This window comes from Nitrospinota bacterium, from assembly GCA_016235255.1.
GTDB lineage: Bacteria > Nitrospinota_A > UBA7883 > UBA7883 > JACRLM01 > JACRLM01.
On the sequence record JACRLM010000041.1, the window covers coordinates 1 to 25,513 of the forward strand.

Below are 25,513 nucleotides of genomic sequence, written 5' to 3' on the forward strand. Positions count from 1 at the left end.
AAATTCTACAGATTCTGAGCCTCACAATGTTCGAGAAAACCCCGTTGGATCAACTGCTTGCGGAAACTGTCATAAACGGATTTCAGCCGGTTTCAGACAATCAGCTGTTTTTGTTCGACTAACGTTGGGACACTAGTGATGCACATTGGAAACGTAATTCTCAAGTCCCCGGCCGTCATGGCGCCAATGGCGGGGCTTTCGGACCTGCCGTTCCGCCGGATCGTTATGGAATACGGCGCCGGGATGGTGACCACGGAGCTTATCAGCGCCAATGCCCTGGTCCGCGAATCGGCGAAAACTTTCGGCATGTTGCCTGTGGAGGACGAGCCACACCCCAACGCCGCCCAGATTTTCGGCGGCGACGTTGATGTCACCAGGGACGCCTGCGTGATCGCGTCGGAAAAGACCGCCTGCGACATCATAGACGTGAATTTCGGCTGCCCTGTGAAGAAGGTGACAAAGTGCGGGGCGGGCGCGGCGATGCTAAAGGACGTTGAAAAGGCCGGGCGCATGGTGGAGGCGGTGGTCATGGCCGTCCGCAAGCCGGTGACTGTGAAAATACGCGCCGGATGGGACATGAACTCCGTGAACGCCGTGGACATGGCGCTCGCGCTCGAACAGGCTGGGGCCGCCGCCATCACCGTCCACGCCAGGACCGCGTCGCAGGGGTATTCCGGAACGGCTGACTGGAATGTTATCTCAAAGGTTGCCGGCATTGTAAAAATCCCGGTGATAGGCAACGGCGATATCGTCACACCGGAAATCGCCCTCTGGCGTCTTTCCGGTTTCGGGTGCGCGGCGGTGATGATCGGCAGAGGGGCCTTGGGGGCGCCATGGATTTTCCGCCAGATCAACGAACTGCTTGCCTCCGGCTCATATTCAAGGCCGGGCGCGGCGGAGGTGATGGAGGTTATGTTGCGGCATCTGGACATGATGATCGGGGCTTCCGGGGAAATACCGGGGGTGCGCAGGATGCGCGCCCACCTTGGCCATTACACGCGCGGACTGCCGTCCGCCTCCCGTCTGCGGGACGCTTTCATGCGCGCGGCCAGCCGGGAGGACGTTGCCCGCATCGCGTCGGAATACCTTCTTGCGGCGGTGAATCACTGATGAGTTTTTAACGACAGAGACACAGAGAAGAAAATTATTTCACTGTGCCGTCTGGGATGCTCTGCGCTTCGCCGGCAATAAACCAAGGCGCTATTGTTGAAAGATTAAGTATTCCCCCTCATCTCTGTGCCTCTGTGCCTCCGTGCCTCTGTGGTTTAAATTTCCGCATTCTTCGCTTCCATTATGAGATACCGATTTTTCGGTAGTGTCTCAGTTTGCTCTTTGATGTCATGCTGAGCAACGCGAAGCATCTCCATATTTTTGTTATTTCAAAGGGTACTAAAAGGAGATTCTTCGGCTTCGCCTCCAGAATGACAAACTGAGACACTACTGATTTTTCGCCTCCATTACGGCCAATCTTTGCTATCCTATCTAATCGAAAGATCAACGCTCCGGCGAAAGGTGAATGATGAACAGGCATATTTTCAGGGAATACGACATCCGGGGGATCATAGACCGCGATTTGACCCCGGAAGCGGTCACCGGCATCGGCAAGGCCTTCGGGACCACTGTGAAAAGGAACGGCGGCAAGACCGTTTCTGTCGGATACGACGCGCGCCATTCGTCGCCGGGGCTCCATAAACACCTGACGGACGGGATACTTTCCACCGGGGTGGACGTGGTGAGCATCGGACTTGTGCCCACTCCCCTGCTCTACTACTCGTTGTACCATCTGCATACGGACGGCGGGGTGATGATCACAGGATCCCACAATCCGCCGGAGTTCAACGGATTCAAGCTCAACCTTGGCAAGGGCTCCATATACGGCGCCGGGATCCAGGCGTTGGCGGACCTGATCGAAAAGAGCGATTTTGAGACCGGCTCAGGCTCCATCAAGACGGTGGACGTGATCGCCGAATATATGATGATGGTGAAGGACAAAATCAAGCTGGACCGCAAGGTCCGGATCGTTGTGGACGCAGGCAACGGGTGCGGCGGCATTTTCGCGCCCAAACTGATGCGCGACCTGGGCTGCGAGGTGACCGAGCTTTTCTGCGACGTGGACGGCACATTCCCCAACCACCATCCGGACCCGACGGTGCCGAAAAACCTGAAGCATCTAATTGACAAGGTGCGCGAAACGGGGGCGGAGGCGGGCATCGCCTATGACGGCGACGCGGACAGGATCGGCGTGGTGGACGAAAACGGCGGCATACTTTTCGGCGACCAGCTTATGATGATTTTCGCGCGCGACATCCTCAAGCGCAAGCCGGGCGCGGCGGTGGTGTATGACGTGAAATGCTCGCAGAACCTCACCGACGACATCGCAAAGCACGGCGGCAGGCCGGTGATTAACGCCACGGGGCACTCGCTTATCAAGGCGCGGCTGGCGGCGGAGAAAGCGGAGCTTGCCGGCGAGATGAGCGCCCACATATTCTTCAAGGAGGATTATTACGGGTTTGACGACGCCATATTCGCCACGGCGCGGTTCGCCCGGATCATGTCGCAGACGCCGATGAAGGTGTCGGAATTCCTGGCGGACACGCCGAAGGTGCACAACACCCCGGAAATCAGGGTGGACTGCCCGGACGACGTGAAATTCGGCCTGATAAAGGAGATCACCGCCCATTTCAAGAAGACCCGCGAGGTGGTGGACATAGACGGGGCCAGGGTCAATTTCGGCGACGGGTGGGGGCTTGTCCGCGCGTCGAACACCCAGCCTGTGCTGGTGCTCAGGTTCGAGGCGCACAGCGTTGCGCGGCTTGAAGAGATAAAGAAGGTGTTCCATGAAAAACTTGTGACGTACCCGGCGATGCGAGGGACGCCGATGTTTTAGGGGCCTGACGGATGTTAAAGCCCCGTCCCGAATCGGAGATATTCTTCAAGCGCGTCAGGAGCAAGTCGCTTGTGTTCACGATCGTCATGGCGCTCGGATGCGCCGTGATAACGATGCGGTTGTGGCATTTGCAGGTGATCCAGTACGCCACACTGGCAAGCAAGGCGGAGAACAACCGGATCAGGGAGCTTTCCATAGACGGCCTGCGCGGCAAGATACTCGACCGCAACGGCGTGACCCTGGTGGACAACCGCCCATCGTTCCAGCTTTCCCTTATTCCGGAGGACATAGACGATCCCAGGCAGGCGCTTGACTACTTGAGCTCGAAAATAGAAATTGACCAGCAGGCGGCGATCAAGGAGATAGAGTCAGTCAAGCCTTTCCAGCCAGTGGCCCTCAAAAGGGACTTAAGCCGCGAAGATGTGGCCTTCGTGGAGGAGCGCCGGATAAACCTTCCCGGTGTGTTCCTTGAAATCAAGCCGATACGCAACTATCTTTTCGGAGAACTTGGAGCGCACGCCCTCGGCTACCTTGGCGCAATCTCCGAAAGCCAGCTTTTAAGCCGTGAATTCGCCAAATTCTCCCGCAACGATTTCATAGGCCAGGCGGGAGTGGAAAAGCTTTATGAGAACGGGCTTCGCGGCTCCAAGGGGATGAAAAGGCTGGAGGTGGACGCGGCGGGGCGCGAGATGAACCATCTGGAGGACATAAGCCCGAAAAGCGGCTCTAACCTTTACCTGACCCTGGACTACGACGCGCAACTGGCCGCGGAGAAATCTTTCGAGGGGCATATGGGGGCCGCGGTGGCCCTGGATCCGTCCACCGGGGAAATCCTGGCCTATATTTCCAAACCGGCGTACGACCCGAACAAGTTCGCCTATGGAGTAAACCCGGCGGACTGGAAAGCGCTCACCGATGACGAATGGCATCCCCTGCAGAACAGGGTGATCCAGGGGCAGTATCCGCCGGGATCCACTTTCAAGATCATCATGGCCCTGGGGGCGCTGGAAGAGGGAGTGATAAACACCTCCACCACCGTTTTCTGCCCCGGGTACTTCAACTTCGGCAACCGCGCGTACAGGTGCTGGAAAAAGGAGGGGCACGGCCATATGAACGTGCACACGGCGCTGGTGCAGTCGTGCGACGTGTTCTTCTATACGATGGGCATGAAGCTTGGGATAAACAGGATCGCAAGCTACGCCAACATGTTCGGACTTGGCGCGAAGACCAACCTCGGGTTCACCGGGGAAAAAGCCGGCCTGATCCCGACGACACAGTGGAAAGAGAGGGCGCGCAAGGAAAAGTGGATGCTCGGCGAAACGGTCTCCTGCGCCATTGGCCAGGGATATGTGCTCACGACACCGTTACAGCTGGCCAGGATGATCGCCGCTGTGGCCAACGGCGGCTCGCTTGTCCGGCCGACGATAGTGAAGACCGGCGACGCCGGCCCAAAGGAGGCGGAACGCGCTCCAATATCCCCCCAGAACATGGACACGGTCCGCCAGGCGTTGCGTGGAGTGGTTGCCGAGCCGCACGGGACGGCGTGGGCGCTCAAGGACGGGCCGTTTGAATACGCCGGCAAAACGGGGACAGCCCAGGTGATAAGGATGAAGCAGGGAGAGGTGGTGAAAACGCGCGACCAGGAATTGCGCTACAAGGATCACGCGTGGTTCGTGGCCTTCGCCCCTTTTGACGATCCGAAAATAGCCGTGGCCGTGATATCCGAACATGGCGGGCACGGCGGCGAGGCCGCGGCGCCCATAGCAAAGGCAATAATGGACGCATATCTGGGAAAGCTCATCGAGGCAAAAAAACCGGCGGCGGAGCCGGAAAGCAAGGAGGAATCCTAGGATGGACGGGCGTTACCTCGAAAGAAGCGCGACCCGCAACTTCGATTTCACCACCCTTGCGCTGACCATGACCCTTTGCGCCATCGGCTTCATGGCGATATACAGCGCAAATATGCAAAGCGATTCGGCCAACCTGCAGGGGATGTATATCCGCCAGGCCGCCTGGACCTTGTCGGCGATGGTGATAATAGGCGCAATGATGTTCGTGGACTACAGGACGATGGAAAGGCTTGCCTATCCTCTGTACTGGATAGGGGTGCTGTCACTTCTGGCGGTCACATTTTTCGGCAAGACTGTCAGCGGAGCCCAACGCTGGCTTTCCCTTGGCGGACTGAACGTCCAGCCGTCGGAATTCATGAAGATCGCGGTGATTCTGCTGGTGGTGCGGATCATAGACGATATGGAGAGGGAGACAGACCTGACGCTTTGGGACCTTCTCAGACCTGCGGCGTACGTTGTGGTCCCTTTCCTTCTGGTGGCCAAACAGCCGGACCTTGGAACGGCCATGATCTATTTCATCATACTCGCGGGGATAGCCTTTTTTGCCGGGATAAACAAGGGGACATTGCTGCGCATGGGCGTTGCCATCGCGCTTTTCCTCCCCACGTCATGGATGTTCCTCAAGCCATACCAGAAAAACAGGCTTTTGACTCTCCTTAATCCCGAGGAGGATCCGATGGGCAAGGGGTATCACACCATCCAGTCGAAAATAGCGATAGGCTCCGGCGGCCTTTGGGGCAAGGGGCTTTTCCAGGGGACGCAAAGCAAGCTTAACTTCCTGCCGGAAAAGCACACCGACTTCATATTCTCCGTCATATCCGAGGAGGTCGGCTTCATCGGCTCGCTTGTCATACTTTTCATATTTTTCCTGCTTATCATGAGGATCGTGGACGTGGCCATGACCTCGCGGGACAAGGGGGGAGCGCTGCTCGCCGCCGGGGTGGGCACAATGATCTCGTTCAATTTTTTGTACAACATAGGAATGACCCTCGGCATCGTCCCCATCGTGGGGGTGCCGCTGCCTTTCATATCGTACGGGGGCTCCGCGCTTCTCACAAACGCAATCGGGGTGGGGATCGCGCTGAACGTATCGTTCAGAAGGTTTTCCGTTGATTAGCGGGAAAACCGCGTTCGAACGCGTCCTTTCCAGAACGCGCAAGCCGTCGTCTTACCTGGGGACGGAGAAAAATTCCGTCCGCAAAGACCACGCCGCCGTCCGCGCATCCATCGCATTTGCGTTCCCGGACCTTTACGACATTGGCATGTCCCACCTGGGGCTGAAAATACTGTACGACATCGTAAACAAGCGGCCCGATTTCGCCGCCGAGCGCGTTTTCGCCCCGGACACGGACTTCGCCGAGGCGATAAAGGCCGAAGGCCTGCCGCTCATGTCGCTGGAGACGAAGACTCCGCTGCCGCAGTTCGACATGATAGGTTTCACGATACCGTATGAACTTTCATACACCACCATCCTGTGGACTCTCGACCTTGCCGGGATACCGCTTCACGCGGCGGACCGTGGCGAAGGACATCCGCTGGTGATCGGAGGGGGGGCGGGCGTTTACAATCCGGAGCCGATAGCGGAGTTTTTCGACCTGTTCTACCTTGGCGACGGCGAGGATGGGATAATTCAGCTCATGGAGGCTGCTGCGGACACGAAAGGGGCGCCGCGCCATGAACGTTTGAAAAGAATGGCCGATATCCGGGGCGTCTATGTCCCGTCGCTGTTCGACGTCTCCTATGAGCCGGAAGGCGGTGTGAATAATATAACCCCGCTTCTGGCCGGCCACGCAATGGCGGAACGGGTGTTCCTCCCTTCTCTGTCGCAGTCCCCCTACCCTTTCGACCTTGTGGTGCCGTTCGGCCAGCCGGCGCACGACAGGCTCAACGTGGAGATAGACAGGGGATGCGTCCAGGGTTGCCGCTTCTGCCAGGCGGGGACCACATACCGCCCGGCGCGGGAGCGGACCCCCGCCGAAGTGGAACGGATAGTTGACGAGGCGATCCGCCGAACGGGCTACGGCGAGGTGTCGCTCACGTCACTTAGCGCCGGGGACCATTCGCGCATCGGGGAACTGCTCACCGCGCTCATGGACAAATACGAGGGGGAGCGGGTTTCCGTCTCTCTGCCGTCGCTGCGCCCCGCCACGTTGACGGACGAAGTGATCCACCAGGCCGGAAGGGTGCGCCGGGGCGGCTTCACCATCACGGCGGAGGCCGGCAGCCAGCGGCTGCGCAACGTGCTGAACAAAAAGGTGACCGACGACGACGTTATCCGGGTCGCCTCAAGGCTTCTGGCCGAAGGCTGGAGGTCGCTGAAACTTTATTTCATGATCGGGCTTCCCACGGAGACGGACGAGGACGTGGAGGCGATTTACACCCTCGCCTCGCGGCTGGCAGTTTTGAACGTTGAAGGCGCCCGATTCATGAACATAAACGTGAGCGTGTCCAACTTCGTGCCAAAGGCGCACACCGCTTTCCAATGGCACGGGCAGGACGATATCGAGATGCTACAGGAGAAAAAGAAGCGGCTTTTCGAGATGATCCGGCGCAACCGCCGCATCACCCTCAAATGGCATGACGCGCGGATGAGCCAGATTGAGGCGGCGTTCGCCAAGGGGGACAGGCGCCTTTCAAAAGTGGTGGAGACCGCGTATGCCGAGGGCGCCAGGCTGGACGCATGGACGGAACATTTCAATCACGGCAGGTGGCTGGAAGCTTTCCGTAAATGCGGGCTGGACGTGAAGTTTTACGCCAACCGGCAAATCGGCCTGGACGAAACACTGCCATGGGACCACATCGCAACAGGGCTTTCCAAAAAGTATTTCCAGCGGGAATGGAAACTGGCCCGGCAAGGGGTGATGACGGAGGATTGCAAGACAGGCAAGTGCATCGGTTGCGGGCTGGACCCCGATGTATGCTTCAAGGCGTATGAGACCGCGCCGTTGCCTGCGGCCAGGCCCAAGGCGGCGGCAGAAGTATCCGGGCTTCGCTTCAAGTACAGACTTAAATTCAAAAAGGTTGGGCTTGCCCGCCATTTCTCCCAGCTTGAGTTCCAGAACATAATCCAGCGCGCCGCGCGTATGGCCGGATTGCCCATGGCGTATTCGCAGGGGCACAATCCGCATCCGAAGATATCTTTCGGCGCGGCGCTGCCGGTGGGGCTGGAGAGCGAGGCGGAGGAGATGGGAATCGAGCTTGCGGAGAACATGGCGCCGGACGCCGTGGCCCGTCGGCTTAACGGGTGCATGCCGGACGGGATAGAATTCACCGCCGCAAGGTTCGCCATGCCAGGGGAAAAGTCCATCAGCGAATCGGCAAAGGGATACGTTTACCTGCTGCGGTTTGGCGAGGGAGTGACCGCCGAAGCGTTGCGCCAGCGGACGGAGTGGTTCAACGCCTCCCCTTCCATCGAGGTGGAGAAAGCGCGGGAAAAAGGAGTGAAGCGGTTTGACATAAAACGGCTGGTCGAAAAACTCGAACCGGGCGATGACACACTTTCGGTAACGTTCACGGTGAACCTCGCCGCAGGGGGCTCCGCCCAGCCCAGGGACGTGGTCCACGCGCTGTTCGGCGAAAGCGCCGTCGAATGGAGCGGTGTGAAGACAGGGAAACTGGAAGGATAAGGCGCTGCTGGAAACCTATGCGCTCACCGTCCAATATAGGATGGCGTCAACTTCAAACCCAGTCCATGCATGATGGACATTATCGTCGACCAGCGGGGATTTCCCTCCGGAGTCAGCGCTTTATATAAAGTGTCGCGGGAGATATTTGCATTCTTGGCCAAAGAAACGATTTTGACGTTCCGCGCGGCGATATAATTCCTCAACGCGGCCAGAAAAACCTTCTCACTTTCCTCCATGGCCAGCTCAAGGTATTTTTGAGCGAACTTTTCGTCCATCAACCGCTCGCGCAACCCCTCGTCATAACTTGCCGATGGGGGATGATTTTTATTTCGCTTCAACGGCGCGGGCTTATTATAAACTCTCATTTCTATTGCCTTGTCCTGCGTTTGTAATCATCAAATGCTTTGATTGCGTCTTCAATATCGCGTTGCTGGCGGCGCTTCGTTCCACCGCCCAATAAAAGAATGATTTTGCCGCTTATATTCCCAAAATAAATCCGGTATCCAGGACCTTTATTCAAAGCTACTTCGTGAACACCATCTCGTACCGGCCGGACTTTCCCGGGGTTTCCTTGCCGGATCCGCTCGATTTGAATATCAATCAGCGCCGCGGCCGCGCCGAGTGTCTTTAACCATTTTTCAAAAGGTTTATTTCCATGAATATCCTGATATACAAGAATATCGTAAACAGTCTCCTGCATAATATCCTCCATGATTTTTTGTTGTTTCATCCATATTCTTTTCCCTTTCTCTGTTTTTCTCGTTAATAATTGGTTCTCTCAAACGAGACGTCTCTTTTATTGTTATGCAGATTATATTCTACATTGTCAACGCCCACCCTTCAATTCTTTTTCTTCCCTCAACTGCCCGCAGGCCGCCAGTATGTCCCTCCCGCGGCTTTCGCGCACGATGGCGGTGCGGTTGTTCTTCATGAGTATCTCGCGGAACTTTTCCACCCTCCCCTCATCCGGCCGCTTATAGGGGAGCCCAGGGCATTCGTTGAACGGGATCAGGTTTATTTTCGAAGGGATGTCCCGCGTAAGCTGGCAAAGCGCCTCCGCGTCCCTGTCCGAATCGTTCACACCGGAGAGCATCACGTACTCAAAGGTGATCCGCCTGCCGCGCGGCAGGGGCCATTTTGCAAGCGCCGCGAAAAGTTCCTTTAACGGATATTTTTTGTTGATGGGCATTATCTGGCCGCGCACATCGTCCGTCACGGCGTTGAGCGACACCGCCAGCTTCACTTTGGGAAAGTCCCCCGCCAGGTCCACTATGCGCGGCGCCAGCCCCGCCGTGGACAAAGTGATTTTCCTGGCTCCGATGATCCCCTCGTCCCCTTCCGTCCACACGTTAAGGGCGCGCAGGACGTTTTCATAATTGTCCAGCGGCTCGCCCATCCCCATGAGCACCACGTTTGTCACCCTCCCCCCCGGCACGGCCAGGCGGGCGGCGATAAGCTGGTCTATTATCTCCGCCGCCGAAAGATCGCGGATAAATCCCCATTTGCCCGTGAGGCAAAAGCGGCAGCCAAGCTTGCACCCCACCTGGGTGGAGACGCAAAGCGTGGCCCGGTCATCGGCCGGGATCCAGACGCTTTCCACGGTGTGGCCGTCTTCGAGCCTGTGGAGGAACTTGATCGTGCCGTCCTCCGACACGGACCGGGCGGCCTCCTCAAGCTTTGTGACACGCGCGATTTGCGGAAGGGTCTCGCGGAACTTTTTGGATATGTCTGTCATTTGCGAGAAGTCCGCCACGCCCCGCATGAATATCCACGCCCTCATCTGCTTGGCGCGATATGGCTTCTCGCCGAGGGATTCCAGCCACTGCTGGGTCTCCAGCGCAGTCAACTGCTTCAAATCAATCCGTTGCATATGGCCTTAAATGCATGTAAATTACCTTTAATGTGAATTTTCGTCATATTTTAATAATCATTCTGACCAATTCCGTTATAAAATGAAACCCGATTCTTTGCCTGGGGACATAAAATAACACGAACAGAGGGGTAAGACGCCATAAAGCATGGCCATTCGATTTTTTCATGCAGCGGTCCTGTTGATGGCCTGTGGGACATTTTCTTGCGCCACATCGCAGGTGGACAAGGCCTTTGGCGGCTCGCTTCCGGCGGATGAAGAGACGAAAACGATCGCGGAATATTGCCAAAGCTGCCATGTCCACAGGGATTTCGCCGCGGACAGGCATATGGAGGAAATCACGGGCAAATATGGCGAGGAGCCATACAAGTCCGCGAAAAGCTGCAGGACATGCCATACTGTGAGCCGCAGCCTGATGGGGGCGGAGACGCGGCAGACACGTTTTCCCGAGGGACGAATGATAAATGAGTGACATCCAGTCGACGATAAGAGTGGGGATCATCGGCGCCGGTGACGGGGCCAACTCCCTGCTGGACGTCCTCGCCGACTACACTGAGGTGAAGATCGTGGGGATTGCCTGCCGCACCGCGGACAGGCCGGCGGTGGCCAAGGCCAAACGCATGGGCGTTGTGGTGTTTGACGATTACCGGGAACTGGCCGAATCAAAGGATATTGACCTTATCATAGACGCCTCCGGCAATCCGGACGTGGAGATGTTCCTGGCCAACCGCAAAAACTCCGCCTCGGACGTTCTTTCCGGCTACAGCACCCTGTTCCTGTGGCGGATGGTGGAGGAGCACAAGAAACGCCAGGAGGACATGTCCCGTTCCATGGCCGAGCAGGAGGCGCTGTACAGCACGGGGGTGATGCTGGCATCCGCCGCCAACACTGAACAGACGCTGACGCTTATCATGGAATCGGCCCTGATGCTCACGAACATGGCGGCCGGGACGCTGGCGCTGTACGAGGAAGAGCGCGGCACGATGCAGATAAAAGTTTCCATGGGCTTTGAGGGGCGCGCGTCCAACGTCAACCTGCAATGGAAAGTGCGCGCAGGCGGACTGACCGGGCGGATACTCTCCAACGAAAAACCGACGGTGATAGAAGACCTCCAGGCGGACAATACGTTCGACACCGACCCGCTGCAGAAGCTGGGCGTGCGGGCGCTCATCGCCACTCCGCTGAAGGTGGAGGGGAAGATCGTCGGCATACTTTACGTGGACGACTTCAAGCCCCGCAAGTTCTCCGAACGTGAAATAAACACGCTAAACCTGCTGGCCACCCAGGCCGCCGCCGCGATAGACAAGGCGCTGCTGCTGGAAAAGGCGGAGATAATGGCGGTCACCGACGAGCTTACCAAGCTATACAACCACCGTTATTTCATGCGGGCGCTGGAGCGGGAGACAAAGAGGGCGGTGCGCTACGGATTCTGCCTGAGCCTTTGCATGATAGACGTGGACCATTTCAAGAATTTCAACGACACCCACGGCCACCTGCAGGGGAACGTGGTGCTAAAGACCGTGGCGGAGATACTCGCCGGCACTGCGCGCGAGACGGACGTTGTGTCCCGCTACGGCGGCGAGGAATTCGCCATCATCCTGTCCCAGGCCAACGAGGACCAGGCTTTCTACGTTGCCGAAAGGATACGCCAGGAGGTGCAGAACCACCCGATAGTTGGAGGCGAAAAGCAGCCCGGCGGCAGGCTCACCGTAAGCGTGGGGGTGGCCACCTTCCCCACGGACTCGCATGACGCCATGGGGATAGTGGAATGCGCGGACAAGGCGCTGTACCGTTCCAAGGCCGTGGGGCGCAACGCGGTCACCGCGTTCCGCACAGTCAAGAACAACCCTTCCGTGCTCGACAGCAAGTACAAGGCCAAGCACTGACACGCCGTCCTGCTCCCTATATTTCACCGCCATCCCGCCGCAAACGCTTGCGGGAATCCGGCGCTACGGCATGATATACGGCAGATAGACCGACGCGGCGGCGCCCTTCCCTTCCTGCCTGTTCTGGATATCCAGCGATCCGCCGTGGGCGCGCACCAGGTGGAGCGTCATGGAAAGGCCCAATCCGGAACCTCCGTGCTTTTTCGAGAAAAACGGCGTGAACAGCATCGATATGGCCTCTTCGTCGAGCCCGGCCCCGTCATCGGCCACCTCCACCCTGATGAACCTTCTCCCGGCCCCCTGAGGGGCAAGCCGGGGAACGCTCCATGCCAGCGACGTGGTGATCGTCACCGTCCCCCCCGCCTCGCACGCCTCCACGGCGTTCTTGGCCACGTTCAGGAATATCTGGCGGAGCCTGTCCTCGTCCCCGGCCACCAACGGAAGGCTGGGGTCGTACACCCGCAGCACCTTTATCCCCTTGGCGGAGATGGCGGGCCCCAATATTTTCAGCGCGTCGTCGAGCGCGGGATAGATATTGACCGGATTTTTCGGAAAATCCTCCGGCTGGTTAAGGTTTATCAAACTTAATACAAGCCGGTTGATCCTGTCCGCCTCACGGATGATAAGGTCGGCGCATTCCTTCATTTCCGAAGCCGCCTCCGAACCGATAAGCTGGGCCGCGCCACGGATTCCGCCGAGCGGATTCTTTATCTCATGGGCGATTCCGGCGGCCAGCGTGGAAAGCTCCACAACCTTGTCCTGCGCGGCGACGAGCCGTTCGAGCGCCCGCAGGCCCGTCAGGTCGCGCACTATGACGGCGGTGAACCTGTTTGACTCGTCGCCGAAAGGAAAGGCCGACACGTCCACTGGGAACAAACTCCCTTTCCTGTTTTTGAGCATGGCCCCGTGGTCTGTACGTGAAACTCCGTCCCGCATCACCCCTGCGGCCGCATCATGGGCCGCGTCCCCCTCCGCCAGCACGGCGTTGAACGCCATTCCCTTGGCCTGGCTTATCGGCAGGCCTGTCAGTTGCTCCGCCGCCGCGTTTAGCCATTCCACCGCGCCTCCGGGGCCGATGATGATCACCGCGTCGGAGAAGGAGGAGAGGACGCTTTCGAAGAAATTAGGCTTTTCCAATGTTCAAATCCGCAATAAAAAAACGGCGGACACCTTTATGAAGCGTCCGCCGTTATAATGACACGAATGCGCCGCCAGGTCACAGCGCCGGATGTTCGCTCATCGCCTTGATGCGGGCGAAGCGGCGGTCCACCTCTTTCTGGAAGCCGTCGAGGATGTCCTTGTACGTCGGGGTGAGCATGTGCTTGGTCTTGCCCATGAGCTTGAGCCACTCGGTGACCGGGACCTTCTTCCCCTTGCTTTCCGGATCGTAGTTGAGCGTGGTGATCCCATGCTCCACTTCGTACAGCGGGAAGAAGTTGCAGTCCACCGCGGCCTGGCTCACCTCCTGGCCGATGTTGTCCGCGTGGCGCCAGTTGAGCGGGCATACGGAGAATATCTTCCCGAACACCATCCCCTCGTTCTTCGCGAAATACTGCGCCTTGGCAGCCTTGCGGATCAGGTCCTTGTACATAGACTCGGTGGCCGTGAACACATACGGCACATGGCACGCGGCGAACAATTGCGCCGAGTCCTTGTGCCCGAATTTCTTGCCCCGTCCCACCGTCCCTATGTTGGAGGTGGAGGTGGCGTGGCCTATGGGGGTGGTGAACGAAAGCTGGTGCCCCGTGTTCATATACCCCTGGTTATCGTACTCCAGGATTATCAGGTTATGGTTGCGGAACGCCGTGCCCAAGGCGGGCCCAAGGCCGATGTCCAGCCCGCCGTCGCCGGTGACCATTATGAAGGTGATGTCCTGGTCCTTGGCGATCTCCCCTCTGCGCTGCCGTTCCTTGTACATCTCCACAACGCCGGAAAGGGTCGCCGCGCCGTTCTGGAAAAGGTTGTGTATGTACGTCACGGCGAAGGAGCTGTTCGGATACCCGGTGGTCACCACCATGCCGCATCCGGTGTGCCACAGCATCACCACGAACCCTTCGATCCCCTTGAGGAAAGTCCCTATGTTCGGGAAAATGCCGCATCCCGGACATGCGCCGTGCCCCGGCACGATCCGCTGGGGCATGGCGGTAAGGTCCCGCTGCTTGACCCCTTTGACTTCCATCATCCCGGTCTTCTCGTCCCTGTAAACGGAGACGATGCCGGGGGACTGCTGTTCCTTGGTCAACGTGGCCACGCCGGGTACAGGCTTCCAGTTCGGGTCGCCCGGCTCCGCGCCGATATAATCGTAAGGTATGGCCACCCTCCCCTTGGACACAGCCTCGGAGGCCAGCCGGAACATCTCCACCGCGTCCTCGGCGAAAAAGTCTTTTCCGCCAAGCCCGTATATGCGGGAAATGACCATGGTTTTGTTGTCCTGGTCGTCCTTGAGCGCGGACTTCACCTCGTGGGCCAGCCTGCCGCCGTGGGCTCCATAAGAATCCGCCCTGTCGCCGACAACTATCGCCTTCACGTTCTTGAAGGTCTTGCGTATCTCCTCGGCCGGGAACGGGCGGATCACCGTCAGATACACCGCGCCGGCCTTCTTGCCTTCCTTGCGAAGCCTGTCCACCACTTCCATGGCGGTGTCCGCCGCGGAGTTTAGCACCATCACCGCAACTTCCGCGTCCTCCATCCGGTAGGTCTCCACTTGGCGGTATTTGCGGCCGCTGATCTTCTCGTACTCCTCGAAGACTTTCGGGATAACCTTCTCGGCGGCGGCCATGGCCAGCGAGAGCTGCTTTTTGTTGTTTATCTGGTCCGGATCGTTCATGTACGGCCCGATGGTGACCGGATTGGCCGGGTCCACCGAAACGTTCTGGGGCTTGAACGGCCCTATGAAATCCTGGACAGGCTTCCTGTCCTCAAAGTAATAGACGCGCCGCTTCTGGTGGGAGGTGAAGAATCCGTCGTCCGCCACGATCACCGGCAAACGCACGTCCTGGTCCTCCCCCACTTTCACCGCCGCGATCACCATGTCATAAACAGCCTGCGGATCCTTGGCCAACAGGACGATCCACCCCATGTCCATCACCGCGATAAGATCCGAATGATCCCCCCGGATGTCCAGAGGGCCGGACACCGACCGGCAGACCAGGTTTAGCACCATCGGATAGCGCGTGCCGGACTGCACCGGAAGCTGTTCAAGAGAATAAAGCAGGCCGTTTGCGGACGTGGCGTTGAACACCCTGCCGCCGGCCGTGGTGGCGCCGTAGCAGATGCCCGCCGCGCCGTGCTCCCCGTCCCCCGGAACAAGATGCACGTTGTGCTTGCCGTTGGCGCCCATCTCGTCCAGATACTCCGCCACCTCGGTGGAAGGGGTGATCGGATAGTAGCCCATCACGTGGAAATTCACGTGGGAAGCGGCCAGCGAGCTCATCTCGTTGCCCGAAAGGAAATCCACCACCTGCGCAGGCTTCCCGGCCTTCACGTCTTTCGCCTCGGTAGTCGAACTCATGCTTTAAAATCTAACCTCCAGTTTGTCCGGTCAGGCTCCCGCCGCGGGACGCATCGCGCCTCCCGGCCCGGAACCTGTCGCATTGTTAATCCGTGAAACCAGCCTCGATCACCTTGTGATCCACCTCATACTCCACCTTGGAGGAGAGCGCGTCGAACTTGCATATGTCCACGCAGCGCAGGCACCCCTTGCAATGCTTGTAATCTATCTTCAGCAGGGTCTGCGCCTCTTTGCCCTTCTTGTCCTTGGCCACGCCCCAAACAAAGCAGTAGTCCGGACATGTGATGTCACACTCGCCGCAGGATGTGCATTTGCCGTGCGACAGCACCGGGATCCACCCCGCGCGCGACACGGTCAGGTCCTTGTGGACCGAATTTCCGGCGGTGTGGATGACGCCTCCCATCGGCTGGTTCATATATCCGATCTTAGCTCCGTCCCGCCTGAAAGGCTGCAGGGGATATTTCCCGTCGTCCTTGAAGGTCTTTTTCTGGAACTCGGCGGCCCCCCTGTCGAACGTCTTGATGTTCGGCGGGATGAGGTTCGCGTATTTTTTGCCCAGATTCTTCTTTATGTAATCTTTCACCGCCTCCGGATCAATAAAGCCGGAAACGGCCGTTATCGCCCCCAGTATGGCGGTGTTCACCCGGGTCTTCTCCTCCACGGCGATACGCATGGCGTCTATCGTCACCACCGTGCCGCACGCAAGGCGCATCTTGTCCCGCGCCTCGTCCGGGCTCATGGAAGTGTTCACTATCACCGTGGTGTTCTCCCCCGCGCCGGATATGATTCCCGGGGTGTCCAGCATGGTCTCCAGGAATATGGCGAGGATGTGCGGCTCGGTCACCGGGCTGTTTATCCTCACATCCACAGACGGATCGCAAAAGCGGACGAACGCCTTGACCGGGCTCCCCTTCTTCTCCGAACCGTAGCTGGAGAAATTCGATCCGTTAAAGCCCATCCCCAAAACACCGGCCTCGCCGAGGATCTTGCCGGCCAGGTTGGCGCCGAATCCGCCCACCGACTCCATCCTCACCTCGAAAAAGCCGAGATCGTTCACAACTGGCAGCTTGGACGACATAAGAATCTCCTTTGAAACAGCAATGAGCGTCCGCCGCATAAAGCGGGCGCCTTTCCTCCCAAAAATGAGCGGTCATGATACCAGATTTTCCCGCGTCCACCACATAAAAACAAAGGACAACAGGTATCATCGGCCAAGGACTATCAAGCTCACATAAGGCCATATGACAATGGATCCTGACCCCATCGTTAAATGTTATCAAATAAGGTCTGCTGTGTCCCCATGAAAAAGATTCCCGCCATGTGTCAGTTTGTTCCTGGATGTCATGCCAAGCGTCAGCAAAGCGTCTCGAATTTCTTTAATTTCAGTTTGAATGAGATTCTTCTGCCTCACCCGGATTGATAAACATGGGATACCCCATTTTCAGCATTTTTTTCGTAACATTTCAAGCCATTAAATAGTATGATTTCCTTTGAACGGAATTTTGTTTTATAATTGAAACATTAGTTGTTGACCGACACAACTGCTTGCGGGGGAGCTTTTGAAAAGGAGCGTGGGAGAATTGGCTGCCAGTAACGCCGTGTCCACCGGCCGGATGAAAAGAGAGCTTGAAGAGCTCAGGTGGCGCGTCACCGAGATGGTAAGAATCGCCGAAGAGCGCACCAACGCGGAATCGGCCCTTTCCGACAGCGAGGCGAAATATCGCGACCTGGTCCATTCCATATCCGAATACCTGTACAGCGTACAGTTCACCAACGGCAAGCAGACCGCCGTTTACCACAGCCCCCAGTGCGAGATAATCACCGGCTATAGGCCGGAGGACTATTACCGCGACCTGGACCTCTGGATAAAGATGGTGCATCCGGACGACCGGGAGAAAGTCACCGCCTTCCTCCGGGACGCCATGGCCGAAAAGACCGCAAAAAGCATCGAGCACAGGATCATCCACAAGGACGGCTCCGTGCGATGGGTCTCCAACCATTGCACCGTGACGACAGATCAGTCGGGCGCATCCGTAAGGCAGAACGGATTTCTGCTGGACATAACCGGGCTGAAGGAAACACAGAGGGAACGGGACCGGCTGTTCGCGGCGATAGAACAGGCCGCCGACGTGGTGATCATCACCAACACCGACGGAGTGATCCAGTACGCCAATCCGGCATTCGAAAGGGTGAGCGGTTTTACGCGGGAAGAAGCCGTGGGAAAGAATCCCCGCCTTCTGAAAAGCGGCGCCCACGACGACGCCTTTTACAAGGAACTTTGGGACACCATCGCAAGCGGCAAGACTTGGGATGGAACGTTTGTTAACAGAAGAAAAGACGGCTCCGTTTACTCCGAGTCGGCCACCATATCCCCGATAAAGGACGAGACGGGCAAGGTGACAAACTTCGTGGCGGTCAAAAGGGACGTCACCCGCGAATCGGCCTTCGTGAAGGCGAGGGACTATTTCACCGCCGTCACCTCCCACGAGCTTCGCAGTCCGCTGATAAAGATCGACCTTCTGAGAATGCTCGTTTCCAGGATAGAGAGCCAGGTGACAGACAAGGAGACACTCTCCCGGATCAACGAAGTGATAAACAACATCTACCAGTGCGTGGACGGCGTGGTTTCGGCGACGACCCTTATATCCGAGCTTAACGTGCCCCGGGGGGGCGATTCATTCAGCAAGGTGCTTGTGTATTTTATGGTCCAGTCCAGCGTTGAATCGTTGAAATCCTCCGTGGAAAAGGAAAAACGCAAGCTGGACATCAAGATGGACTTAAGCCGGCTGCCCAAGGACTGCTCCGCCCTTGGCGACCTTCGGCTGCTCACCCGCGCTGTGAACGAGGCGCTTTCCAACGCGGCCAAGTACACGCCGGACGGCAAGAGCGTGAACGTGACGGCCTGGGTGGACGACGCCAAGGCTGTGGTGGAGGTGAAGGACGAAGGCATCGGCATCGCCGCCGAGATGCAGGAGAAGATATTCGAGCCGTATTTCTCGCTGGAGAATCCCGCCTATTACACATCCAGCAAGCACAAGTTCATGGGAGGCGGCATGGGGCTGGGGCTCACCGTGGCGCGGATGATCATGGAGATACACGGCGGCAGGCTTGCCATTGAAAGCATGGGAGAAGGCAAAGGGACGTCTGTGACGCTCTGCATGAACCTGGCGTGACGGGTCTTCAGCCCGGCAACCTCAAGGACATCCTGCAAATCCGCGCGCAAATACAAGCCGGACAGTTCGAGTTCAGCCGGCACGCGTTCCACCGTGTGGTCGAACGCAATATAAGCGAAACTGAAATCAGAAGCCTAGGCGCAAATGCCCAAGTGATAGAAGAATATCCGGAGGACAAATACTCCCCCAGCGCTTTATTGCTTGGATTCACACCGAATGGACGGCCTTTGCATTTTCAGGTATCATTGACAGATATGGAGTTGGTGAAAATCATAACGATCTACGAGCCGGACTTGGGCAAGTGGGCTGACTATAAAAAACGGATATAAGAATGTTCAAATGCCATGTTTGCGGAGGGGAATCGGCCGGACGGGAGTTCGTGAGCGAAGTTTTTAATATCGGTGAACGCCGCGCCCTTGTTGAGCATATCCCTGCGATTGTCTGCGCACGTTGTGGCGAGGCCACTTTTTCACGGGAGACCACAGAGCGCATCCGCAAGCTTGTCCATGGACGCAAGCGTCCCTCAAAGACAGTCCCTTTGGATGTTTTTGATTTGCCCGCTCGCCGCTCCGCATAAACCTGGCGTGACGGGTCAATAAGCGTGTCCATCTTGCCGCTGTCCGGGGTGTTGCAACCCCGGCTTGAGCCTGGCGAAAACCCGTCAGTATGCGTGGCGGTTCACAAATCCCTTCCAGAGAGTGAGCAATATGATCTTGATGTCGAACATCAACGACCAGTTCTCGATGTAATAAAGGTCATACTCGATCCTCTTCTCCAGCGACGTGTTCCCCCGCAGCCCGTTCACCTGGGCCCAGCCGGTTATTCCGGCCTTCATCTTGTGCCGCAGCATGTACATCGGCACGCTCTTGCGGAAATCCTCCACGAACACCGGCCGCTCCGGCCTGGGGCCGACAAGGCTCATGTCGCCTTTGACCACATTGAACAGTTGAGGCAGCTCGTCCAGGCTCGTCCTCCTGATAAACTCGCCCACCCTGGTGCGCCGGCCGTCGTCCTTGGCTGCCCACACGGCGCCTGTGCCGCTCTCCGCGTCCTGCTTCATCGAGCGGAACTTGTATATCACGAACTTCCCGCCGCCAAGGCTCATCCGCTCCTGCCGGTACAGCACGGGGCCGCGCGACTCCAGCTTGATCATCACCGCTATCGCCGCCATCACCGGCGACCACAATATGATGGACATAGTGGCGACCACTATGTCGAACACCCGCTTTAGCACCACGTTCCAGCCGTACATGGGGCTTTCGGAAAGGGAGACTATCGGGATGCCGTCAAAATCCTCCACCCCGGCGTTAAGGCGCATGAACTGGAGGATGTCCGGCGCAAGCTTCACGTCCACCATCTCGTCCCCCAGAAGGTTGAGAGTTTTTTCCAGCCGTTCATCGGCGTGGCGGGGGAGCGCCACGAAAATCTGGTCTATGGTGCGCTGCTGGATGATTTCCTTTACGTCGTCTATGGCGCCGATGACCTCGAATCCGGCTATCCGTTTTCCGATGTCCGCCGGGTCGTCCGAAAGCATTCCGACAAGGCACAGGCCAGACTCCGGATGCCGCGCAAACGTATCGGCAAGCGCCCTGCCCAGGTCCCCCGCCCCCACTATCAACACATAGCGCAGGTTGTATCCTTTGGCCCTCATGCGCCGCAGGAACTCCCGCACGGCGGAATGGGCCACTACAAGGCCCACAAGGCTCAATCCCCAGAACAGGGCCATCACCGCCCGCGAATAGGAATATTCCCGGTAAAAGAATGTGGCCGCCATCATTATCACGGTGGACCCAGTGGCGGTGCGGAACACGCGGAAATACTCGTTGAACCGCGAGTCCGACCTCATGGGGGTGTACAGCCCGCCGATCTGGAGCGAAAAAAGCCAGACCAGCCCGATTATCGGGGTGAATTGAAGGTATTGCCAAAGGGGCGGAATCCCCAACGGGACGGGGAGCAGGCTTGTGTAAAACCGGATGTAATACGCGGCGATCCACGCGGCGAGCACCACCAGAAGGTCCAGCCCCACCATGAGGCTTAAAAACAGTTGGTTGTGCTTCCTTAACATGCCGTAATATCTTTCAATTCAGCCATTTGCCATACCATGTTGACCTTGCATTATAATCGAAATCCATTTATTTTTCATCTGTTTCGTTTAATAAGTAGTGTCTCGTTTGTCATTCTGGAGGCGAAGCCGAAGAATCTCCTTTTAGTACCCTTTGAAATAACAAGAATATGGAGATGCTTCGCGTTGCTCAGCATGACATCAAAGAGCAAACTGAGACACTGCCTTCATTCAATTGGGTTTGTAAAAAAAGCTCAGGTGATATAACTTGGACAATTTAACGCTTATGATTTCACGGATATTCACTCTGGTCCAGGCGGTTGTGTTTATCGCCGTGATGGCCATCGCCGGGTCGGTGGCGTGGTTTTTCGCCTGGCCGGACATCGCCGCGCTCAAAAAGGAGAATCCGGCGAAAACTTCGTTCATGAAGTATCGCGAGGAGGAATGGCAGAGCGCCGGACGCAAGGTCAAGATTGACTGGCGGTGGGTCCCCGCCTCCCGGATATCCCCCTACCTGCGCACCGCGGTGATTATCGCCGAGGACGACAAGTTCTGGAACCACGCCGGATTCGATTTCGAGGCGATGAAGAAAGCGGCGGAGAAGGACATCAAGGCGAAAAAGTTCAAGGCCGGCGGAAGCACCATCAGCCAGCAGCTCGTCAAGAACCTGTATCTTTCACCGTCGAAAAATCCGACGAGGAAACTCAAGGAGGCGATCCTCACATACCGGATGGAGAACACCCTTTCCAAGAAAAGGATACTGGAGATTTACCTTAACGTGATCGAATGGGGGGACGGGGTGTTCGGCGCCGAGGCGGCGGCAAGGCGCTATTTCGGCAAGTCCGCCGCGGACCTGGACGCCGGGGAGGCGGCGCGGTTGGCGGTGGTGCTTCCCAATCCACGCAAGTTGAATCCGTTGCGGCAGGACGGTTATGTTAAAAAAAGGGCGGACACCATCTACGAGATCATGGTCAAACGCGGCTATGTGGCCGAAGAGGAATAACACGATACTGCTTATCGCAATCCCCCCGCAGCGCTGTCGTATGTGAATGGCGACGTGGTGCATACCGGATGTCTTGCAGTGGCGGTCCAGCCGGAGTTTGTTCCGGTGGAAGAGACAAGGATCACCCCCTGGCTCCAGGTGAATCCGGGGATGTTGCTGCTTCTGTCAGCGTTTTGGCTAATCGCCACATACACCCGTTCATCAACGAAATAGGCCTCCTGGTGGCGAGCCAGGTTGGCCAGGTCGGACTTGACGGCGGCGCAGTTCGCCTTGTCCTTGTTGCCGCCGAGCATGGTGACGGCGATGGCCGCCAGGATACCCAATATGGCCACCACGACAAGCAGTTCCACCAGGGTGAAGCCCTCTTTCCTTGAATTTACCCGTGTGGATGTCATCGTTTTCTCCAATTCTCCATCAAACGTTCCGCCTCACTTTTTTTCCATCTGCTTTTCCAGGTCGAAAATGTACCTGGCGCCGCCTGTCTTGTACGTGGCCTTGAACGATATGTCCGTGGCCTCCAGCGGCCAGGCAAAGGCATACCGCTTGTTCTTCACGGTTATCACCCCTCCTTCGCTCAACGTGGCCCTCAGCACGGCGCCGTTCATGGGGATGATGTATATCTTGTTGGAGATTTCCAGCTTGTAATTGGTGAACACCTTGAAAAGGTCGGCGTATTGCCTGGCGCTGGCCTCTGCGTATCCGTGGATGGCGCTTTCAACAAAGTCCAGCCTGCGCGAGGTGATGGTCACCCCGTCGCCGGCGGCCTTTTTCACATGCTCAGGGTTTTGGGCGAGGTCCCTCAATGCGTCCAGGTCTTTGCGGCGAAGGTGGGACATGGTCTCCTGCGAGCCGAAATTCAAGTAAGTCACGGCAAGCTCACCCGATCCGTCCGGTTTTATTTTCAGGGAGAACTCCTCGCCGTCGTACTCGAGCTTGCACCCGGCCAGCGCAATGGTTGCAAACGCGAGAAACACCAAGGTGGGGCACATCCGCCGGGCTCGTGAACTCATATTCAATCAGCGTCCGCCTTTGGTTTATACGCTTTCACGGCATCGGTTTTTATGCCGTGGCGATACAATAAATAATATCGCATCGAATGGATGATACATTGAAATATCGGCGGTTCGCCACATAAATCGAGTATTCCGCTCTGTGAAAATGAAGGGTGGCACGGAAGGAAAACTTAACAAAACCACAGAGGCGCAGAGGCACACAGAGAAGATGACTCTTTATCTGTGTGTCTCCGCGCCTCAGTGGTCAAATGCCATTTATCGCCGGAGGCGATAAAGAAATCACATGTTCGACTTTATGAGCTCCGAAAGTTCGCCCTTGGACTTCACCCCGACGACCTGCTTTACGATCTGTCCCCCCTTGAAAAACAGAAGCGTGGGGATGGAGCGTATGCCGTAGCGCGTGGCGGTCTGCCCGTTTTCGTCCACGTTGAGCTTGCCGACGTTCACCTTGCCGGAATATTCCTTCGCCAGGTCCTCGATGGCGGGGGCTATCATGCGGCACGGGGCGCACCATTCCGCCCAGAAGTCCACCACCGTCAGCTTGTCGGATTTAACAACCTTCTCGTCAAAATCGCCGTCCGTGAAATGCGCGACGTTCTCAGACATTATCAACAATCTCCTAATTCGCGTTTACGTAAATCAAGTTTAGCTATTAGATGCGGCGGAATCAACATGGATTTCGCCGGAATGGGCCAAATGTCCGGAAAATCAAGTCAACAGCAGGACGACGATGAAGAGTCCTCTCCACAGCCGCATGCCGGTTCCCCGCCTTTCACCGCCGCGCCGATGAGGGCCGCGGCGCACCCGACGCCGCTGTCCACGGCTATAGCCTCCACGGGGCAGTTTTTCTGGCACGCGCCGCACTCCATGCAATCCTCCGGACGGGCAAGCGACACAACATCCTCCCCTTCCGCGAACACATCGTGCGGGCAAACAATTATGCACACGCCGCAGTTCACGCAAAGCTCTGCGTCGTAGCGCAGGGTGTTCACCGAATACATGCTCTTTATCATGATATCCATTTTACCAAAAACATACCCGCGACAGCCAGCAATCCAAGTCCGGCCATGGCCGCCATCACCGGGGTGTACGCCGCGATCTCCTTTTTCACCCCGCTAAGGGAGGTGAACGGCGTGGAGCCTGTGAAATTAAGCGCAAGATACGCTGTCACCGGCGGCATGGCAAGCGCGTAAAAACCAGCCCATCCATGTCTGTCCACAGTTTCCCCCTGCCCCGCCAGCGACTGATAAATGAAAGGGGCCGCCGTCACCGCGCCCAGCGCAAAACCTTTCAGGCTGAAATTGGCGGACGGCAGCCACGGCAGAAGGAGCGGAAACAGGAAAAGGCCGGAGAAAAAGGCCGAAAACACCGCCATCCCCGGCATCCAGCCGCCAATCAACAGAAGGGCCAGTGTAGATAAAGCCATCGGCATGAAATAATTCGTAAGCTCCACCGGTATGAGCACAGCCCTGTCCCAAAGGCCGAAGCGGACTTTCCTCATTTCCGGGGCGGCCTTGCGTGTTTTCATGTATTCAGGCAGGTCCTCCGCGCGCACAGGGCCGTATTCCACCTTGAATCCGGAGCGTTTCTTGGCCAGGTGCGCCGCCACCCCCACCGCCCCAAGCTGCGGCAGGATCACATGGCGATGCTCCACAATCCCCTTCAGGTCCACGCTGGCGATCCTGTTCACAAGCTCATCCGTGCCCAACGTCCCTTTCCCCGCCGCGCACCACACGTTCACTCCCTTCGTGTCCAGAACCAGGATATATCCGTCCATCCCCGCCAGGGCTTTGCGAAGCGCATCGAAACTTAACGTGTAGTTGGCGGTGACAAACACCGGCGACGCTGGAACCGGATTTCCGATGGAGTACAATCCCGGCGCCACCCTGTGCCCGCTCCTGTTCCATCCCAGCCGCGCCTTGATGTGGTCAACGGTGTCGCTCCATGTGATCCGGGTGGAGGCGGGCCTTATTGCCGCAGGCTTTTGCGTTTCAATAGTGGTAAAAACCTCCATCTCCGGCCTGTCACCGCCCTTCGGTCCGCAACAGGTTGTTTGAGCGTCTCTGGCGTCCATATCCGGCGTATTGTCCGAAGCGCTCATTTTGCTTTCTTTCCCATGGATGAAGCCGGTTTTTTCCGTTCGGGGCAACACGCCTCCAGCGCGCCTGCCAACGCGCGAAGCTTGCCCGCCACCGCCGCCGTGTCCAGCCGGCAATAGACCTCCCTCCCTTTTTTCTCGCATATCAAAATTCCCGAATCACGCAGCGCCCCCATGTGGCGGGAGACGACGGAAATGTCCAGATTCATTCCGTCCGCCGTTTCCGAAACGGTCAAGGGGCGCCCCGCCGAAGCGACCTTGGCCAGTATGGCGGCCCGGGAAGGGTCGCAAAGCGCCTTTAGCATCCGGAACGGCATGCCGCCGGCGTCAAACCCGCAACAGGCGTTCCCGGTCTTGTTTGTTTGCGTCATTGTGCAAATGTACAACTGTCCATGGCGGCTGTCAAGCATTTCTGAAAATGATTTATATGCGCCACAGGCTGTCATCCGGATGACCGCTTCTTGGTTGAACATCTCCGGCACGTCTGATATAAGAATCACAGGACATCAATAACGGCGGTTGATTTTGAGACAT

24 protein-coding genes are annotated in these 25,513 nt (G+C 57.4%); 11 read left to right on the top strand and 13 right to left on the bottom strand.

Annotation, left to right across the window (positions count from 1 at the left end; all coding sequences use genetic code 11):
• Positions 1-138: 138 nt before the first annotated feature.
• The 5 genes from dusB to HZB29_05500 all read left to right on the top strand — a co-directional run bounded on the left by dusB (position 139) and on the right by HZB29_05500 (position 8,363).
• Positions 139-1,110, top strand: a complete 972-nt coding sequence (gene dusB / locus HZB29_05480) for a tRNA dihydrouridine synthase DusB (GenBank protein ID MBI5815043.1) — start codon at positions 139-141, stop codon at positions 1,108-1,110.
• 409 nt (positions 1,111-1,519) lie between these two features.
• Positions 1,520-2,887, top strand: a complete 1,368-nt coding sequence (locus tag HZB29_05485) for a phosphomannomutase/phosphoglucomutase (GenBank protein ID MBI5815044.1) — start codon at positions 1,520-1,522, stop codon at positions 2,885-2,887.
• An 11-nt stretch (positions 2,888-2,898) separates the two neighbouring features.
• Positions 2,899-4,737: a penicillin-binding protein 2 gene (gene mrdA, locus HZB29_05490; protein MBI5815045.1), complete on the top strand. Its 1,839-nt coding sequence runs from the start codon at positions 2,899-2,901 to the stop codon at positions 4,735-4,737.
• Position 4,738: 1 nt separating this feature from the next.
• The gene (gene rodA / locus HZB29_05495; GenBank protein ID MBI5815046.1) at positions 4,739-5,854 is read left to right on the top strand and encodes a rod shape-determining protein RodA; all 1,116 of its coding nucleotides are present in this window, start codon (positions 4,739-4,741) and stop codon (positions 5,852-5,854) included.
• Positions 5,847-8,363: a TIGR03960 family B12-binding radical SAM protein gene (locus HZB29_05500; protein MBI5815047.1), complete on the top strand. Its 2,517-nt coding sequence runs from the start codon at positions 5,847-5,849 to the stop codon at positions 8,361-8,363. The genes rodA and HZB29_05500 overlap by 8 nt, the downstream gene beginning before the upstream one ends.
• Positions 8,364-8,386: 23 nt before the next feature.
• Here HZB29_05500 and HZB29_05505 read toward each other — a convergent pair whose 3' ends face one another.
• The 3 genes from HZB29_05505 to rlmN all read right to left on the bottom strand — a co-directional run bounded on the left by HZB29_05505 (position 8,387) and on the right by rlmN (position 10,233).
• Positions 8,387-8,728 (bottom strand): putative addiction module antidote protein, encoded by a 342-nt coding sequence (locus HZB29_05505; protein MBI5815048.1) that lies wholly within the window; start codon positions 8,726-8,728, stop codon positions 8,387-8,389.
• A gap of 2 nt (positions 8,729-8,730) precedes the next feature.
• Positions 8,731-9,093 carry a type II toxin-antitoxin system RelE/ParE family toxin gene (locus HZB29_05510; GenBank protein MBI5815049.1) on the bottom strand — a complete coding sequence of 121 codons (363 nt, stop codon included), beginning with the start codon at positions 9,091-9,093 and terminating at the stop codon, positions 8,731-8,733.
• A 96-nt stretch (positions 9,094-9,189) separates the two neighbouring features.
• A complete protein-coding gene (rlmN, locus tag HZB29_05515; protein ID MBI5815050.1) occupies positions 9,190-10,233 on the bottom strand; it encodes a 23S rRNA (adenine(2503)-C(2))-methyltransferase RlmN in 1,044 nt (347 codons plus the stop codon).
• Positions 10,234-10,417: 184 nt separating this feature from the next.
• Here rlmN and HZB29_05520 point away from each other — a divergent pair, with 184 nt between their 5' ends.
• Positions 10,418-10,705 carry a hypothetical protein gene (locus HZB29_05520; protein MBI5815051.1) on the top strand — a complete coding sequence of 96 codons (288 nt, stop codon included), beginning with the start codon at positions 10,418-10,420 and terminating at the stop codon, positions 10,703-10,705.
• Positions 10,698-12,119, top strand: coding sequence for a diguanylate cyclase (locus tag HZB29_05525; protein ID MBI5815052.1), 1,422 nt, complete (start codon positions 10,698-10,700; stop codon positions 12,117-12,119). Before HZB29_05520 ends, HZB29_05525 begins: the two co-directional genes overlap by 8 nt.
• Before the next feature lie 63 nt (positions 12,120-12,182).
• Here HZB29_05525 and HZB29_05530 read toward each other — a convergent pair whose 3' ends face one another.
• From HZB29_05530 to HZB29_05540, 3 genes are all read right to left on the bottom strand, one after another.
• Positions 12,183-13,256, bottom strand: a complete 1,074-nt coding sequence (locus tag HZB29_05530) for a PAS domain S-box protein (GenBank protein MBI5815053.1) — start codon at positions 13,254-13,256, stop codon at positions 12,183-12,185.
• Positions 13,257-13,335: 79 nt separating this feature from the next.
• Positions 13,336-15,630, bottom strand: coding sequence for a pyruvate synthase (locus HZB29_05535; GenBank protein ID MBI5815054.1), 2,295 nt, complete (start codon positions 15,628-15,630; stop codon positions 13,336-13,338).
• Between the two features lie 85 nt (positions 15,631-15,715).
• Positions 15,716-16,708, bottom strand: a complete 993-nt coding sequence (locus HZB29_05540) for a 2-oxoacid:acceptor oxidoreductase family protein (GenBank protein MBI5815055.1) — start codon at positions 16,706-16,708, stop codon at positions 15,716-15,718.
• A gap of 502 nt (positions 16,709-17,210) precedes the next feature.
• On the opposite strand from HZB29_05540, the gene HZB29_05545 reads away from it, so the two are divergent.
• From HZB29_05545 to HZB29_05555, 3 genes are read left to right on the top strand one after another with little or no spacing between them, the layout of a single operon-like run.
• A complete protein-coding gene (locus HZB29_05545; GenBank protein ID MBI5815056.1) occupies positions 17,211-18,803 on the top strand; it encodes a PAS domain S-box protein in 1,593 nt (530 codons plus the stop codon).
• Positions 18,800-19,132, top strand: coding sequence for a DUF4258 domain-containing protein (locus HZB29_05550; GenBank protein MBI5815057.1), 333 nt, complete (start codon positions 18,800-18,802; stop codon positions 19,130-19,132). Before HZB29_05545 ends, HZB29_05550 begins: the two co-directional genes overlap by 4 nt.
• Positions 19,133-19,134: 2 nt before the next feature.
• Positions 19,135-19,380 (top strand): YgiT-type zinc finger protein, encoded by a 246-nt coding sequence (locus HZB29_05555; GenBank protein ID MBI5815058.1) that lies wholly within the window; start codon positions 19,135-19,137, stop codon positions 19,378-19,380.
• Positions 19,381-19,464: 84 nt separating this feature from the next.
• Here HZB29_05555 and HZB29_05560 read toward each other — a convergent pair whose 3' ends face one another.
• The gene (locus HZB29_05560; protein MBI5815059.1) at positions 19,465-20,868 is read right to left on the bottom strand and encodes an undecaprenyl-phosphate glucose phosphotransferase; all 1,404 of its coding nucleotides are present in this window, start codon (positions 20,866-20,868) and stop codon (positions 19,465-19,467) included.
• A 283-nt stretch (positions 20,869-21,151) separates the two neighbouring features.
• On the opposite strand from HZB29_05560, the gene mtgA reads away from it, so the two are divergent.
• Positions 21,152-21,868, top strand: coding sequence for a monofunctional biosynthetic peptidoglycan transglycosylase (gene mtgA, locus HZB29_05565; GenBank protein MBI5815060.1), 717 nt, complete (start codon positions 21,152-21,154; stop codon positions 21,866-21,868).
• A gap of 11 nt (positions 21,869-21,879) precedes the next feature.
• On the opposite strand, the gene HZB29_05570 is transcribed toward mtgA, so the two are convergent.
• The 6 genes from HZB29_05570 to HZB29_05595 form a co-directional block, all read right to left on the bottom strand.
• Positions 21,880-22,263 carry a prepilin-type N-terminal cleavage/methylation domain-containing protein gene (locus tag HZB29_05570; protein MBI5815061.1) on the bottom strand — a complete coding sequence of 128 codons (384 nt, stop codon included), beginning with the start codon at positions 22,261-22,263 and terminating at the stop codon, positions 21,880-21,882.
• A 33-nt stretch (positions 22,264-22,296) separates the two neighbouring features.
• A complete protein-coding gene (locus HZB29_05575) occupies positions 22,297-22,878 on the bottom strand; it encodes a hypothetical protein (GenBank protein MBI5815062.1) in 582 nt (193 codons plus the stop codon).
• Positions 22,879-23,160: 282 nt separating this feature from the next.
• Positions 23,161-23,487 carry a thioredoxin gene (gene trxA, locus HZB29_05580; GenBank protein MBI5815063.1) on the bottom strand — a complete coding sequence of 109 codons (327 nt, stop codon included), beginning with the start codon at positions 23,485-23,487 and terminating at the stop codon, positions 23,161-23,163.
• Positions 23,488-23,594: 107 nt separating this feature from the next.
• On the bottom strand, positions 23,595-23,894 hold the full coding sequence (locus tag HZB29_05585) for a ferredoxin family protein (protein ID MBI5815064.1): 300 nt from the start codon (positions 23,892-23,894) through the stop codon (positions 23,595-23,597).
• Positions 23,891-24,895, bottom strand: coding sequence for a carbon monoxide dehydrogenase (locus HZB29_05590; protein ID MBI5815065.1), 1,005 nt, complete (start codon positions 24,893-24,895; stop codon positions 23,891-23,893). The genes HZB29_05585 and HZB29_05590 overlap by 4 nt, the downstream gene beginning before the upstream one ends.
• An 83-nt stretch (positions 24,896-24,978) precedes the next feature.
• Positions 24,979-25,350 carry a helix-turn-helix transcriptional regulator gene (locus HZB29_05595; GenBank protein ID MBI5815066.1) on the bottom strand — a complete coding sequence of 124 codons (372 nt, stop codon included), beginning with the start codon at positions 25,348-25,350 and terminating at the stop codon, positions 24,979-24,981.
• Between the last annotated feature and the right edge of the window lie 163 nt (positions 25,351-25,513).